This is a genomic window from Nostoc sp. UCD121 (assembly GCF_014222285.1).
Taxonomy (GTDB): Bacteria; Cyanobacteriota; Cyanobacteriia; order Cyanobacteriales; family Nostocaceae; genus Nostoc.
The window spans coordinates 1-15454 of sequence record NZ_JACKZS010000185.1 but is presented as its reverse complement, the minus strand read 5'-3'; the positions used below and the strand labels follow the sequence as shown (position 1 = coordinate 15454).

At 39.2% G+C, this 15454-nt stretch carries 14 protein-coding genes; 5 read left to right on the top strand and 9 right to left on the bottom strand.

The genetic code is table 11. The features are described 5' to 3' along the window. Nucleotides 1–45: 45 nt before the first annotated feature. The 3 genes from GNF10_RS28125 to GNF10_RS28115 form a co-directional block, all read right to left on the bottom strand. Nucleotides 46–759: a pentapeptide repeat-containing protein gene (locus GNF10_RS28125; protein WP_185585677.1), complete on the bottom strand. Its 714-nt coding sequence runs from the start codon at nucleotides 757–759 to the stop codon at nucleotides 46–48. 128 nt (nucleotides 760–887) lie between these two features. Beyond that, complete coding sequence (locus GNF10_RS28120) at nucleotides 888–3110, bottom strand: FdhF/YdeP family oxidoreductase (RefSeq protein ID WP_185585679.1); 2223 nt, start codon at nucleotides 3108–3110, stop codon at nucleotides 888–890. Nucleotides 3111–3491: 381 nt separating this feature from the next. After that, nucleotides 3492–3842, bottom strand: coding sequence for an ATP-binding protein (locus GNF10_RS28115; RefSeq protein WP_311774226.1), 351 nt, complete (start codon nucleotides 3840–3842; stop codon nucleotides 3492–3494). Between the two features lie 234 nt (nucleotides 3843–4076). Between GNF10_RS28115 and GNF10_RS28110 the strand changes: the two genes are divergently transcribed. Continuing rightward, a complete protein-coding gene (locus tag GNF10_RS28110; protein WP_185582056.1) occupies nucleotides 4077–5303 on the top strand; it encodes an ISL3 family transposase in 1227 nt (408 codons plus the stop codon). Nucleotides 5304–5313: 10 nt separating this feature from the next. Here GNF10_RS28110 and GNF10_RS28105 read toward each other — a convergent pair whose 3' ends face one another. Together GNF10_RS28105 and GNF10_RS28100 are read right to left on the bottom strand one after the other, a co-directional pair. Beyond that, nucleotides 5314–5586, bottom strand: a complete 273-nt coding sequence (locus GNF10_RS28105; RefSeq protein WP_185607289.1) for a histidine kinase dimerization/phospho-acceptor domain-containing protein — start codon at nucleotides 5584–5586, stop codon at nucleotides 5314–5316. A 27-nt stretch (nucleotides 5587–5613) separates the two neighbouring features. Next, complete coding sequence (locus tag GNF10_RS28100; protein WP_311774225.1) at nucleotides 5614–5763, bottom strand: response regulator; 150 nt, start codon at nucleotides 5761–5763, stop codon at nucleotides 5614–5616. A 79-nt stretch (nucleotides 5764–5842) separates the two neighbouring features. Between GNF10_RS28100 and GNF10_RS28095 the strand changes: the two genes are divergently transcribed. Both GNF10_RS28095 and GNF10_RS28090 read left to right on the top strand, forming a co-directional pair. Next, nucleotides 5843–6088 (top strand): ATP-binding protein, encoded by a 246-nt coding sequence (locus GNF10_RS28095; protein ID WP_185607290.1) that lies wholly within the window; start codon nucleotides 5843–5845, stop codon nucleotides 6086–6088. A gap of 309 nt (nucleotides 6089–6397) precedes the next feature. Then, nucleotides 6398–6760, top strand: coding sequence for a helix-turn-helix transcriptional regulator (locus GNF10_RS28090; protein WP_163929547.1), 363 nt, complete (start codon nucleotides 6398–6400; stop codon nucleotides 6758–6760). A gap of 98 nt (nucleotides 6761–6858) precedes the next feature. On the opposite strand, the gene GNF10_RS28085 is transcribed toward GNF10_RS28090, so the two are convergent. Next, nucleotides 6859–7197 carry a hypothetical protein gene (locus GNF10_RS28085; RefSeq protein ID WP_185581424.1) on the bottom strand — a complete coding sequence of 113 codons (339 nt, stop codon included), beginning with the start codon at nucleotides 7195–7197 and terminating at the stop codon, nucleotides 6859–6861. Between the two features lie 521 nt (nucleotides 7198–7718). Between GNF10_RS28085 and GNF10_RS28080 the strand changes: the two genes are divergently transcribed. Next, nucleotides 7719–8042: an STAS domain-containing protein gene (locus GNF10_RS28080; RefSeq protein ID WP_185581425.1), complete on the top strand. Its 324-nt coding sequence runs from the start codon at nucleotides 7719–7721 to the stop codon at nucleotides 8040–8042. Nucleotides 8043–8075: 33 nt separating this feature from the next. Here GNF10_RS28080 and GNF10_RS28075 read toward each other — a convergent pair whose 3' ends face one another. Then, nucleotides 8076–9266: a SpoIIE family protein phosphatase gene (locus GNF10_RS28075; protein WP_185581426.1), complete on the bottom strand. Its 1191-nt coding sequence runs from the start codon at nucleotides 9264–9266 to the stop codon at nucleotides 8076–8078. 201 nt (nucleotides 9267–9467) lie between these two features. Between GNF10_RS28075 and GNF10_RS28070 the strand changes: the two genes are divergently transcribed. Beyond that, entirely contained in the window at nucleotides 9468–9884 is a 417-nt protein-coding gene (locus GNF10_RS28070) for an anti-sigma regulatory factor (protein WP_185592852.1), read from the top strand. Between the two features lie 74 nt (nucleotides 9885–9958). Here the strand turns inward: GNF10_RS28070 and GNF10_RS28065 are convergent, their stop codons facing one another. Then, nucleotides 9959–14617, bottom strand: coding sequence for a GAF domain-containing protein (locus tag GNF10_RS28065; protein ID WP_185581053.1), 4659 nt, complete (start codon nucleotides 14615–14617; stop codon nucleotides 9959–9961). 144 nt (nucleotides 14618–14761) lie between these two features. Beyond that, nucleotides 14762–14986 carry a hypothetical protein gene (locus GNF10_RS28060; protein WP_185581054.1) on the bottom strand — a complete coding sequence of 75 codons (225 nt, stop codon included), beginning with the start codon at nucleotides 14984–14986 and terminating at the stop codon, nucleotides 14762–14764. Nucleotides 14987–15454 lie beyond the last annotated feature (468 nt).

Genomic DNA, 15454 nt, shown 5'->3' with positions numbered 1-15454 from the left:
GTATTAAGTATGTCAAATATTGAACTCTATAATCTCTAAAATAACTCAATTATGAACCGTCCCATCAGGCATGATTGCTCCCTGAAGATCGGCATTTTGAAGAATTGCTCCTGTTAAGTCAGCACCTTGCAGATTTGCTTGCCGCAGAATAGTACTATCTAGATTTGCATAGCTCAAGTCAGCACCTTGTAAACTAGCCCCACTTAAATCTGCCGCTAAGTTACCCCACAGTATTGTTTTAGAGAGATTAGCGCGACATAATTTTGCTTTATTTAAGTTGGCGTGATGCAAGGAAACGGCTCTGAGATCAGCATAACTCAAATCTGCCCCAGTCAAAACTGCATATCCTAAATCTGTACGCTGGTCAGAACTGGGGCGTAAGTCTGCTTGAAATAACAAAGAATCAGATAAGTTTGCACCATGCAAATTAGCACCACATAAACTAACTTTGATTAAATTTGTTTCTTGTAAGCGTGTGTTGACTAGTTTTCCACCCGTTAAATCAGCTTCTCGGAGAACAGCACGATATAAGTCTGCTTCACTCAAATCTATACCCCAAAGGATAGATTCACTCAAGTCTGCTTCCCGTAAGCAAGCTTGGCTAAGATTAGTTTTACCAAGTCGCATTTGACGCAAATCAGCATAGCTAAAATCTGCGCCTATGAGGTTGGCATTTGTTAATTCTGCTTCTTGCAGATTCAGTCCTTGGAAGCTTCTTTTTCCAGCAGCATAAGATTTGAGAAGTTCATTTATATCCATGTTAGAAATTTTAAGTTCAGGAGAGGGTTTTTCATGCGATCGCTGTGTAATTCTTCATACGGGGTTTTGGGATATAAGTTAATGGATATACTGGTGGAAATGTTAAAGCTGAAAAAATGAGACTTGATTCAGATTTTTTCCAACCATGCGATCGCATTATAATCAGGAACCCCTTCTAGCGATCGCTTACTTTTATCTAGTAGCACATTTCCTTCTGGCCAATGGACTTGCAAGTTTCCTGACTGAATTGGCGCAATATAAACTTGACAGAACAACTCACCTAACTCATTCTTAAGAATTACCTTATCCCCATCTTTTAAATCCAACAGTGCCGCATCAGCAGCATTTATTAGCACTGCCTCTCGCACCGCCCCAGTAATTGCATCCTTACGTTCCTGTACCATACTATTAAATTGCTTGCCTCGGCGCGTTGCTACTAAGAAATAACCTTCTGGTAATTCCCTTTGGCGTGGCAATAATACGCCGAAGTGCGCCTTTCCATCGGGCGTAGGGAAGTTCCAACCAAAGCACAAATGTGACCCGCCATACTGAAATTGATCGCCAGCTTGCTGTAAGTGTTGAATCCCAGCATATTGGGGGACAACTTGAGCAATTTCTTGGCGGATAGCAGCTGTGTCAGCAAAAGCTAGCTTATCTGCCAAATCTGGTTGCACGCGCCTTGCTAATTCTAGAAAAACTTCCCACTCTGGACGCGCTTCTCCAATGCGCGGCCCTAGAATTTCTGGACTGAAAATTACCCGGCGTTCAGTATTAGTTTCTGTTACTCCCCCTGGTATTTCGTAGCGAGTCGTCGCAGGTAAAAGCACTACAGTATCAGCAGGTTCCACCAACATTTGGCTGGAGAGAACAATATCCGTATGTACCCGCAATGGTATTTTCTTCAGCGCCACTTCCACATAATCCGGTTCTGGCAGCACTTCTAAAAAATTCCCTCCCACGGAAAACAACACATCTAATTCCCCCTGATATGCGGCATTAATCATTTCTGGAGCAATTAAACCTTTACTTGCTGGCACATCAAAACCCCAGTACTGACTCAATTGGGCAGCATTTTCTGGAGTGATAGTTTTACCACCAGGAAATACTGTGGCGTAACACCCCATTTCTGCCCCACCCTGTACCCCAGAGTGGCCGCGAATTGGCATTAAACCGCAGCCTTCCCGACCGACAAAACCTTTGGTAAGAGCTAAGTTGATAATACTTCGCACATTATCTTCGCCGCATTCATGCTGGGTAATGCCCATACTCCAAACAAATACGGCTTTGTTGGCTTCTTTTACCATTTTGGCAAAGACGTACATTTGCTCACGGGATGTACCAGAAAGCCGCTCTAATTCTTCCCAAGATTGGCTTTCTAAAGATGTTTTGAGTTCGGCAAAGCCAACTGTGTGTAAATCTATAAATGACTGGTCTACCCAGTTGTTAGCAATTATATGTTTAATTGTGCCATTCAAAAATGCTATATCCCCGCCCATGTTGATTAAGAAGAAGTCTTCGGCAAACTTTGTACCGAAAACGGCACTTTCCACAATTGAGGGAACCCAGTAGCGCTCCATTCCTGGCTCGCGGTAAGTGTTAACAACTACAATTTTCGTGCCAGCTTTTTTGGCGTAATGGAGATACTTAACGGTGACAGGCTGATTATTGGCAACGTTGGATCCAATGAAGACTAATAAATCAGTACCAATCCAGTCTTTATAAGAACAGGTGGTGGCCCCTGCACCCAGAGCAGCTTTCAGTCCCGCCGTACTGGGAGAATGGCAGATGCGGGCAGCATTATCAATATTATTGCTTCCCATTGCCCGCACAGCTTTTTGGGTGGCATAATAAGTTTCGTTGACAGTTCCGCGACTGGTAATATAAAAACTAAGTCGATCTGGTGTAGTGGCGCGAATGCGATCGCTAATTACCCCTAAAGCTTCATCCCAGCTAATACGGCGAAAGCCTTTTTCCCCTCGTTGACGCATCATCGGGAAAGGAAGTCTTCCCAAGTCGCGTAATTGGACACTTTTTTGCTTTTGTAACTGCGAGACATCCTCCAATAGCCCAGGGTCAAAAGCTGGCATAGTATTCATTTGCAACAGCCGCAATCGGACATTGCAGAGATGGATGCCATCTAAAGTCCAATCCTTCATCCCGGTTGTTCCAAGAGCGCAACCATCACAAACACCTTTGTCAAGAATATTCCACGCATAAGGTAGTTTGTCACGAGACAGCCAGATTGCCCGAAATACTTCCCAATAGTTGTTAGGGTACTGTTCGCCAATGCCGAAAGGCTTCCAACTTGCCCAGTGCTGGGGTGTCCAATATTTCTTGGGTTTAGGCAACATAGCCAAAATATAGTGTATTTCTTTAAGGCTACCGTTTTGAGTAGCAAATGAGTAGCAAAGTGGCTAAAAGTCTGCTCTTTGTACTTCATACAAGAGAAAACTGCTGTATATGGGACAGTAGTTTTACTTTTTTACCTTCGTTAATAATCTCTGATGTGGAAAAAGTATTTGCCAAAAAGCTAGGATTTTTGCCGGATAAAGAAAACCGAGTTCTTGATTTTAGATCCAGTCGAGCTTAGGTCTGTAAGTAAGCTGGCACAATAAAATCAAACTATGTAAATAAAAATGAACTAGCTAAAACCCTTATACCTATTGCCTATTGCCTTATCCCAACGAAAATTATTTACGCCCACTTACTTATTCCATACAATTGATAACACCCTAACAAGGCAAACTAATGCTGACAGTAGTTCCTTTTCCAGGAATGCTATCGATTGTAAATTCACCACTATATAACTTCACTATATGCTGAACAATAACTAGACCTAAACCAGAGCCTTGTTGCTCCCATGATTTTCGATTAAACTGTACAAAAGCTCCAATTGTAGCAATCTCTTCAATTGTCATACCTTTGCCATTATCAATTACATATAAATTAAATTTACTACCTTCTACCTTACTCTTAACTTGAATTTCATTACCTGGAAAAGAAAATTTCAAAGAATTATCAAGTAATTCTTCAATAATAATAGTTAGTTTTTCTTCTGGTAACTGTACTGTAAATTCTTGGATATCTAGCTTTAAATCTTTTTGTCTGGAATTTTCTGTAGTTTTTTTAAGAGCAACTTGACTAATAATTCTGGCTCTCCTAGAATGGTTATGATAAAATATTATAAATAAAATAGATAACTACCCATATTTTTATCATAAAAAACATCTCAAAGCGAGTCTGTAGTGGAGATACAAAAATAATTAAAACTAGAAAATATAAAAAAGGTTGAGATAAGAATTAGTGATTTAATAAATATGCCATCTAATCCCTTGCTGCACTTTATTACTAAAGTTATTAATCTTGAAGATATCAAGGTTATTAATTATGACTTTATCACTGATGATGAAATAGTCATAGAAGTCGAAACTAAGCTAAAAGTTGGTCAATGTCCACAGTGTGGACATACAACTGATAAAATCCATCAAAATCATTGGTATACAGTCAGAGATATACCTCTGAGTGATTATCAAGTATTGTTAAAGGTAAATCGTCGGCAATTGAGATGCACAAAATGCCGGAAAGTCTTCAGTGAGTCACTAGATTTTATAAAAACTAGAAGAACCTATACAAAAAGACTAGCAATGAAAGTAATTAAGGAAGTATTAGAAACGAATGTAGAGAGTGCAGCCATCAGAAATAGAATGACAGCATCGGAGGTAGAAACCTTATTAAAAGAACAAGAAGCTGATTTACTCAAAGAAAAACCTCTTCAGCTAAAAAAGTTAGGTATAGATGAAATAACCCAGCTAAAAGGAGGAAAAAACTATGCGGCTGTATTAGTAGATTTAGAAACAAGAAAACCAATAACGTTGTTGGAGAAAAGAAATAAAGCCGTCATGGCAGAATACTTATCAAGCCTGGGTTCAGAGGTATTAAATCAAATAGAAGAAGTCAGTATAGACTTATGGATACCCTATAAAAGTTTAATCCAAGAAATGCTACCAAATGCTCAAGTAGTAGCCGATAGATTCCATGTAATGAAACAAATAAATCAGGAGTTAGATGAAAAAAGAAAGCAGGAAAAACGGGCAGCAGTCAAAATTAAAAATCGGCAAGAGAGAGAGGAGAAATTAGCAGGGTTAACTCACAGTAAATACCCTTTATTAAAGAAAAAAGAAAGCCTCAATGATGAGGAGAAAGCCAAGATAAATTCGCTGCAAAAACTTGCTCCAGAATTAGGAGAAATGTATCGAAATAAAGAAGCAATTAGAGATATATTTGAAAGTCACATAACCAGTGATGAAGCCTTATATAAATTCCTGGAATGGACTCAAACGGCTTATAAATTTTTCCCAAAAAGTTGTCGAACCATTAGTAGATGGATAGATGAGATTCTCGCTTATTTTGATCACAGAACTACTCAAGGTATTGTTGAGGGGATTAATCAGAAAATTAAGCTCATTAAAAGAAGGGCTTATGGCTTAACTAACTTTAATAATTTTAGAAGAAGAATTTTACTCAATTGGTATTTCTGTTGTTAATTTAACATATCTAGTCTGGGAGAGCCATAATTCTCTTCGCAAGGCATTTATCTTTTTTCTCTGTGATCTGATAATTTTTGGCTAGTAACTCTAGATTACTATATAATAAAAATCTTTGAACTAATGTATTCAGTCGATTAGCAGATGTGAAAATGAATTCAGCAATTTCAGCTTCTTCAGAGCTAGGCATGATGTCACAATTTTCAATTAATAACCGTGACATACCAAGAATGCCGTTTAAAGGAGTATTCAGTTCGTGAAGTAATGAGTGAGCAATATTCATTCTCAGTTCGTCTAATTTAGATTTAGTTTAGCGCTCAACCAATGCGTGCTTTTCGAGACGAGAAGCGATCGCGCTGAGTAGTTCTTCAGGAGTAAATGGTTTGGTTAAATAATCATCAGCCCCAAAATCCATGCCCTGACGAAAATCTGAACGCTCTGCTTTAGCAGTGACAAATATTAAAGGTATATTGATAGTTGCTTCGTTTTGACGCAGAGCAGATAGTACGCTAAAACGATCTAACTCTCAAGTTACCCTAATAGGAGAGTATTTGGCAGCAGGTGGTGCGAAAGTGCAAGTTGCGGATACAGACCCCGGAATCCCTGAAGACGTAAGAAAAATCATATTCGATAAATATGAAGTTGCAAGTCGAATACCAGATGTTTCGCAAATTGGTTTAGGATTGGCTTTCTGCAAAATGGCGGTCGAGGCACATTCCGGTACAATTACCATCGAAGATAATCATCCAAATGGTAGTATTTTTACTGTATTTACTCAAAAATAAATTATTAACTCCAAGATTGCTGCATATAGTCAGATTTTCAATCGGTACTCCTTTTAAAGTATTTTGTGAGATTAATGTATTATTTTAGTAATATAGGAATCCGGTTTGATTTCTGTTCACGCAGCGTGACATAGCTATATTTACTTGGGTGGGCAGGGAACAGGGAATAGGAAAGAAGGGATAGATCCATACTGAGTCTTGTTCAAAAATCAAAGTGGGTTGGTATAGCAATAACTCAACTACGCTATTATGAAATTTAATAACTAATTAGTTATTAAAAAAATATTGTACCGACTATTAAATCTCCCTATGCCAAAAACTAAGCCACACAAGTCCGATCCAGCTGTTCTTGTGGCAGTTGCTGACTACTTTAAGGTTTTATCAGAGGCAAGTCGACTACAGATTTTAGCCAGTCTAAAATCAGGGCCAATGAATGTGATGGAAATTGCCGAGGTTACTAACTTAGGTCAGGCAAATCTATCTAAGCATCTGAAAGTGTTAACTCAAGCAGGGATTCTATCTCGTCAGCCCAAAGGCACAAGTGCCTATTACGAGATTGCCGAACCAATGATTTTTGAGCTTTGTGAGTTAGCGTGCGATCGCATTAGTGAGCGCGTGCAACAGCAGGCTGAAAGCTTGAAAGTCCTTCGAAGCAAAACAGCAGTTTTTTAAAAAATTGCTGATGCTTTAATTGGGTAAAAAAATGCCCTCCTAGCTGCTGGTAGTTAGGGGCACAAAGATTATGCCCCTACAAATGATTCATATTCCCTTTAATCTTCGTCAAGGGCTGGGAAAGCTTCTTCAATTTTCCACAACTTATCTTTGTTTCCAACAAACCAAATACGAGTTTCGGGAGTTAATTTACTCCAAATGACTTCAACAGGGATGTGAGGAGATGCATATTGGTACTCTTGGCCAAGTGACTTGAGATTGTCTGCCACATCATGGGGAATTCCGAATTGTTCCCAGTCAACTGTTATATGTCTTCCCGAAACTCCGGCTGTGGGGTCGAAAATCAATTGTGCTGATCTGACTAAATCAGCAAAGTGTTTCGGTTTGAGTTTGGTGATCTCTTGAAGTTGGAGTGATTCGTTATGCTCTTGAGACATTATCGCCGCAGTGGTAAAGATTAGTGGTGTTTGAACTTACTGGCAGAGATTTTGATCCCAATATTTTTACTTTAGCGCAGAGCCGCTAACTTGATCTTGATTTAATCAGACACTGAATTTTCAGACCATCTAGAAAGAAACAATGCGATGGCTGTGCCAACGTCAAGGAAGAACGTAATCCTAGCTGTATAATTTACAGCATTTTTTCATGTTGGGTGGCATTGCAGTGAAATTACCACTGCTTATGTCTCGTTTTTAGGCACGGTATTTAGGTTATAAAGATGGTTATTTTAAAGCTTTTGGAATTTTTAGCTAATCTGTAGAGGCTAGATTCTTTACTGCAATAGCAAATAATAATTATTAAGCGGCACTACGTTAGTAAGTATGGCTGCGCCTACGCGGACACAAATTAAAGCAGATCCCTTTAAGATACAAAACTATTGCTGTATCTATTGCAGTTTAGCTTAGGTCAATGCCAAAATGTAAATACATTTTTTCCAGTCAAGCAATAGGATAAAACAATGAGCATGAACGTAAAATTACTAGAATTATCTGGGGTTTTAGATAGTATTAGAGGTAATGAGCTGCGTCGTGAAGTTAGCGATATTCTGCTAAGTGGAGCCGATATATTGTTACTTGACATGAAAGAAGTAAAGTTTATCGATAGCTCTGGTTTAGGTGCTTTAGTCTCAGCAATGCAAATGGCGCGAAATGCTAATACTAAACTTTTTGTTTGCTCAATCAGCGATCAAATTAGAATGTTATTTGAATTGACTAAAATAGATAGAGTTTTTCAAACTTTCGCTGACCAAGATGAATTCAATCGCCAAGTATTGGCAACATAGTAAACTCTAAATTATCCTAAATACTTGACTATACTAACCAAAGTTAACTTTTACTAAAGAAAAGTCATCATCAAGATTATTTTGAGAATTTAAGGTAATAATATTCGCCAATAGTTGATTTAGAACACAGGGGTCTTTTAAACTATGTTTAGTTAGTAAGTCAATGAAAGCATCAAGACCCCAAAATTTACCATTTGACTGATTAATTTCATAAGCACCATCACTAAAAATATATAAAATACTGTTCTCTTCGATCTGAAAAATAGCGTCTTCAAATTGGACATCAGGTAAAAAGCCAATGGGGAAATCCAAAGAACTTAGCTGTTTAACTTGGATACTTGTTGTAGAGATATTCGATAAGAGTAAAGCTGGTGGATGTCCGGCGTTAGCATAAATAAGTTGACGTTTCAGGCGGTGATAAACTCCATACCAGATTGTGAAGTATTTATCACCGTGCTTTGTCATTTGAAAGGCATGATTGAGCGCTTTTAGGACTTCGCTTGGTTGACAAAAGTTGGTGTTTGGTAAAGATTGCGATCGCAAAATATTCAGCACGGATACAGATAGGAGAGCAGAACCCACCCCATGACCTGATACATCCAACAAATAAATTGCCAAATTATCCTCGTCGATCCAATAATGGTCAAAGCAATCACCCCCTAGCTGTGCTGAGGGAATAAACAGATTTTCTGTAGTTACTGCTCCTACAAGCGGTGAGGGTAAAAGCGATCGCACATAATCAGCAGCCTCAGCTAATTCTGCCTCCAAAATTTGCTTTTGGGTTTGTAAATCTTGATTTAGTATCTCCAAAACTTCTTTTTGACTTTGTAAATCCTGATTTAACTGGTGTAATCTTAGTCCTGCTCTTACCCGCGCTTTCAATTCATTCATCTCTATTGGTTTAGAGATAAACTCATCTGCTCCAGCGTCAAGTCCTCTAACTCGATCTTCCTCCTCTCCTGGAGCTGCTCCCCTAGCGGTCAATAGAATAAAAAAAGTAGTTGCCAACTCTGGATCTGTTCTAATTTGACGACACACTTCTAGCCCATCTACCTCGGACATCATCCAATCACAGATAATCAGAGCGGGACGTAGTAATTGTGCTTGTCTAATTCCTTCTTCGCCATTTTTGGCGATACTGGTATCATAACCTTGATTTTGGAGTGTTCTTTTCAGTACTGTTCGCACTATAGGGTCATCATCAATAACCAAAATTTTAAGCATAAATTAAAGTTTACTAAGTAGATTAAAAAGAATTCAGAAGTCAGAATGTATTCTGATTCCTAAATTATGTTTCGGTTAAAAGGAAGTAATTACTCTAATTCAACTTATATGAAATTTAGTTTTAAATGTATAGTGAAAATACTCAAATTAAATAAATTAAATACGAATAGGATCGTCTCAAAATATTTTCTTAGTTAAAACGTGAAAAAGAAAATTTATCTAAAAGTCAACACAGACCTGACAGCATCACCTCAAGTATTGTTTTGGTTCGAGCAGATGAATCACCCGCCTATTCCTAACAAAGAAATTTGGTGGCAATGTCAAACACTTTTGATGGAAGGTTTTACTAACATTGTTGAACATGCACACAAAAACTTACCTATTGACACTCCTATTGAACTAGAAGCTGTACGGGTAAATAAATATATAGAAATTCGCATTTGGTCTCAAGGTGAGCGGTTTGACTTAGAGGAGAAATTGCGGCAAATAGCTGAATTTGAGGAGAATTATCAAGACCGGGGGCGGGGTTTAAAAATTATGTCTACCATTGCCGACAAATTGAGTTATGAGCCAACAGCAGACAATCGTTACTGTTTATTTATTAGTAAATATTATTAATCCTCTTATCTAAGCTTTGCTAGCTGTTAACTTAATTATTAACTTGAAATTGACGTGGTATTTTTATATCAAAACTATTTCGTGATTAAAAACTCTTGGATACATTTAACAAACTCTTCTAACTCTGAGATTAAGTAAGTAGTACCTCGACGTTCTTGATTTTGAGCTAATTTTTCTAACTTTTGTGCTGCTAAATGCATGGTTGTAGCTCCAATATTGGCACTAGCACCTTTAATTTGATGGATTTGGAGCGCTAGTTGCTCATAGTCACTATCTGCGATCGCTATTTTAATGATCTCTATACGAGGTTGCATATCTTCAACAAATAGTTGCAGTAGTTCCAATTCAAATTCTGAGTTATTTTCCGAGAGCTGATGCAAGCGTTCCCAATCAATTGGGAGGTCAACTGAACCTTTCTGCTCTAAAACATATATTTCTTTTGCTTGAAATATGATACTTCCCCAACGCTGTAGCGCCGCCGCTAATTTCTCTTTAATTACTGGCTTGCTGAGATAATCATCCATTCCTGCATCTATACACATCTGTTGATCTTCTTTCATTGCATTAGCTGTCATCGCAATTACTACAGGACGACGACTATTGATAAAGCTGCTTTCTTGCCAACGACGAATTTCTTTTGTAGTTTCTAAACCATCGAGAACAGGCATTTGGCAATCCATCAAAATTAAATCGTAGGGGATTTTTTCTAATAGCTGCAAAACTTCTTTCCCATTACCAGCAACATCAGCACTATAACCTAGGCTTTGGAGTTGCTTCAAAGCAACTTTCTGATTCACCAAATTATCTTCAGCTAAGAGAATTCTTAATTTATGGAAGTCACTAGCCAGGAGGCGAGAGGTAGGAGAATGATCGTTGCTGTTGTTTTCGTAATCTTTTAGTTTTAACTCTTGACTTCTTACTTCTATCTCCTCCTTTATCTGCGTTTCTAAGATAGCCATGATGGTATCGAGGAGTCGGGACGGCTTAACAGGTTTGACCAAATAAGCCGCAAATCCTATTTTTAGCGCTCGTTGGATTTCATCGCGTTGATTAGTAGAGGTAAGCATAATCAAAGGTAGCCCAGCGATCGCTGAATTTGCTTTAATTTGCTCTCCCAAGGTCATGCCATCTACTTCTGGCATGTGCATATCAATCACAGCAATGTCGTAGGGATTTTTTTGCTTGACAGCCTCCTCAATAGCTTTGAGGGCAATAGTAGCCGAAGCAGCCTGATCTACTAACATTCCCCAACGGGTAGCTTGATAGTGGATAATTTTGCGATTAGTAGCATTGTCATCCACCACTAACAAGCGCCGATTAGTCAGAAGTTCGCGTTCGCTTTCTGAGGAAACCGGGTGAAGTTGCTGGGCAAGAGTTACTTCAAACCAAAATTTAGATCCTTTGCCCAACCGACTTTCTACACCAATTTCTCCTCCCATCAAGCTTACCAGTTGCTTGCAGATGGCTAATCCCAAACCTGTGCCGCCATACTTGCGGGTGGTGGAAGCATCTACTTGGGTAAATGGGGTAAAGAGTTTGCATTGGTCTTCAGAGGTAATACCAAGACCGGTATCTGTGATGGCAAAATAAATGGTGGCTGTAGTAGAGGAAAGCGATCGCAATTCTGCTCGGACTACTACCTCTCCATTACTGGTGAACTTAATCGCATTGCTGATCAGGTTCATAAGAATTTGTCGCAGGCGACCAGCATCACCTTGGAGTTGGGTGGGAACGTTGGGATAGATTAACGCTGCAATTTCTAATCCTTTATTATGGGCTGAGGGAGCTAATAATTCCAACACTTCTTCTAGACAGGAAGATAAGTCAAAATCTAAAGTTTCTAGTGCCATTTCCCCAGCCTCAAGTTTGGATAAATCCAAAATTTCGTTGATGAGGCTTAAAAGAGCATCTCCACTAATGCGAATAGTTTCGATAAAATCTTGCTGCTCTGAGTTTAGGGGAGTTTCTAACATTAAGCCTGTCATCCCCAACACAGCATTCATTGGAGTCCGAATTTCATGACTCATGTTTGCTAAAAAGGCACTTTTGGTTTTAGAAGCTAATTCAGCTTGATGACGAGCAACTTCAAGTTCTCTTCGCTGTTGAGTTTCTGCATATAACATTTGGGCTTGGGCTAAGGCAATACCTACTTGATCGGCTATTTGTCGTAAAAGATGAGTTTCAAAGCTAGACCACTGGCGGGAACTGCCACACTGATGGACAATCAGTAAACCGCAGAGTTCTTCTTTGACAAGAATGGGTATGACTAAATTGGATTTGACCCCAAATTGTTGCAGTAATTCTATATGCCTTTTTTGAATTTCCGCTATGTCTAAGTCAGCAAGCTCTAGATTCCGTTTTTGACGATATTGCTGTAAATAGTACTGTTGTGTATATTCCGCTTGAAAATAAGAATCAGTGAGTTTGTTCTCTTTAATTGTCAGCCAGCCAGAAACTACTGCCTCAACCACAGTACTTCCCGATCCATCTGTCAAAGGTTGATAAATCAAAACTCGATCGCTATGGAGAATTTTTTGTACCTCCGTAACACTGACTTGGAGAATTTCTTGGATTTTCAAAGACTGACGAATCTTAAGGGTGATTTCAGTAAATAGTCGCGATCGCAAATTTTGGCGTTGGAGTTCTTCTTCTGCCTGCTTGCGCTCAATAAACTGCCCTACTTGCTCACCAATAGAATTCATAACTTTTGCCAAATCTGGGTCAGGTTGCTGGATTTCATGGCTAAAGCAGGTAATGACACCAAGGATGTTTTTACCACTATGAATTGGAAAACCAAAAGCTCCGTGTAGTTCCGCTTGGGCAGCAATTTGAGAGCGAATGAAATCTTTGTCTTTAGCTACATCAACAATCCAAACAGGTTCAGCACTCTCCCAAACACGACCAGGCAGGCCAATTCCTGGTGCAAAAATGATCTGCTGACTAAGGATCTCAAATTCTTGCATTCCCGAAGACATTTTATACCATGAATTCAGCAAAGATAGTAGATTCGCTCGCTGATTTACCATCCAAATTTCACTTAGATCCCATTCCAAACTCTCGCAGATTCCTTGCAGGATTTGGGGCATAGCTTCACTGATTGTAGTTGACTGTGCTAAGACGCGCGTTGTAGAGTACTGGGCTTTAAGGTGCTGTTCTGCTCGTTTGCGTAAACGAAGCTCATCATAGGCATCGCTAATGTCAATACCTGTAGCAATAATGTATTCAACGCAACCCTCATCATCTTGCAAAATAGCATTAGCCCATGAAATCAGCCGCAGACTGCCATCCTTTGCTACCCAATAATTTTTATATTCTTTGGGCGCTTCACCAGTTCGCAACTGTTCAAAAACTGCTTTAACTGGTTCTACCTGTTCAGGAATGAGAAACAGGTTCCAGAAATGCCTTCCTCTCACCTCATCAAATGAGTAACCAGTTGTTTGTTCACAAGCTTGATTAAAGCGAACGATTCGCCCTTGTGTATCCAGAACTATTACCAAAGCGCTAGCTGTATCAAGGACTGCTGAAATAAAGTTGCGTTCTTGGTTTAGCGTTTCCTCTGTTAATTTACGTTCTTTTACCTCACGATAAATGAAGTAGTAGACTATAGCCAGAATGATAAAACTTAGGCAAATAGCGATTGCAAGTGTCAAAACTGTGTTATTTGCACTGGCTTTTGCAGCTTGTGACTGCTGTTGAAGCAACCCTTTTTGCTCATTCTCGATCTCATGGATGATGTTGCGGATATCATCCATAATATATTTTCCCTGATTTGTCTGAATTACCTGCAATACTGCCTCTAATCCCTGATTTTGACGCAGGTATATAGTCTGCTGGAGGATGGCAAATTTTGCAGCTATCAGAGATTCAAGGGTGGCAAACTGCTTTTGTTGCCTAGGTTGATCTGCGATTAAATCCTTCAGTTCTACAATTTTTTGATCGATGTTTGCAACTACTGCTTGATAAGGTACCAGATAACTTTCTTGTCCAGTCAGGATATAACCGCGTTGTCCGGTTTCGGCATCCTTCATATAAGACAGTAATTCTTCCAGTTTATTGATTTTCCCTTGGGTTTTTTGTACCTGATTACTAGCATCAATCAATATACGTGTGTTTTGATAAGAAATCACGCCAATCAAAACTAAAATTGCCGATGCTAACCCAAACCCTCCAGCTACTCTTTGAAAAAATTTTTTGTGTCTCTTGTGTGCCTGTTTGCGTGTATGACTCACCAATACCAAACTTGCTAAGTTACGCCGCATTTCTAATTGCTTGATTACTTGGCGACCGATAATTTGCAATGCTTCAACTTGTTCTGGGGAGAGATTTCTTGGTACACGGTCAATTACACAAAGTGTTCCTAGTGCATATCCTTCAGGGTTAGTTAGCGGTACACCAGCATAAAACCGAATATTTGGGTCAGAAGTGACTAGCGGGTTTGTCGCAAACCTTTTGTCTTGTGTGGCATCAGGCACAACAAAAACTTCCGGTTGCATAATAGCATGGGCGCAGAATGCAAAATCTCGCGGTGTTTCTCGGGCTTCCATTCCAACTTTGGATTTGAACCACTGGCGATCGCTATCAATTAAACTGATTAAGGCAATAGGAGTGCCACAAATATATGAGGCTAAATGGGTGAGATCGTCAAAAGCAGGTTCCGAATGAGTATCAAGGATCTTATACTCCAAAAGAGATTCGATTCGCTGTATTTCGTTATCAGGTAATGGTGCTTTCATTCTTCAGCCTTATCAGTGACTACTAAAATTTGACCCGCAACTGTCCTGTCAAGGAATTACCACCGTAAGTACTTCCCCCAATTTCTTGATTGCAAACATTACTCAAGCTATAGCCAAGGTCTGCGTCTATATTTTGTGAAACCTTTACCGTACACCGCGTTTGATTGGTTTGGGTAGCACTGGCCGTAATTGGAAATCAGGATTGAAGTTTCCGGGTGTCGCTATCAAAATAGGTGTTGGCTCAGAATTTACTTTGCTGACTCCCTCAATCAATTCTGAAGGTGATTTCCAGGTCTGATGTGCTTGGGCAGCTTGTAACTTAGCTTCTGATAATGTCCAAATACCTACGCTATAGCAGTTCTCGTTCACATGAGGTACACCAGTAGGGGCAATTCATGAATTACCCCTAAACATTGCGATATAATTTTATACCGCGTCTGAGTGGGAACCGCTATACAGATTACTACCAATTGAATCTGTAGGCATCGCCAAATCAACCCAGTGTACGAACTATGTGGAGAAATAAAGAAATAAAGTATAAAATTATCTGCCATAGGTCAATACTATAGTTGTAAATAAAAAAGTTGCTGCCAAAGAGTTTCTGGCTGCTAGCTCATGTATTCAGCTTGGAATTATGATGCCCAAAATATATGCTTGTTAAGACATGGCAAAGAAAAAAGGCATTAATTTGATATATACCTGCCCCTTGACTGTCTAATTAGTATTTTTTGCAAGAGCGTCTTGCAATTTTTAGTTAATAACTCCCGGTTCGCCCATTTTTTAATGAGTTAGGAAAAGTAGATAGTCAAAAGTATACCGAAGGACATATTCCCAAAA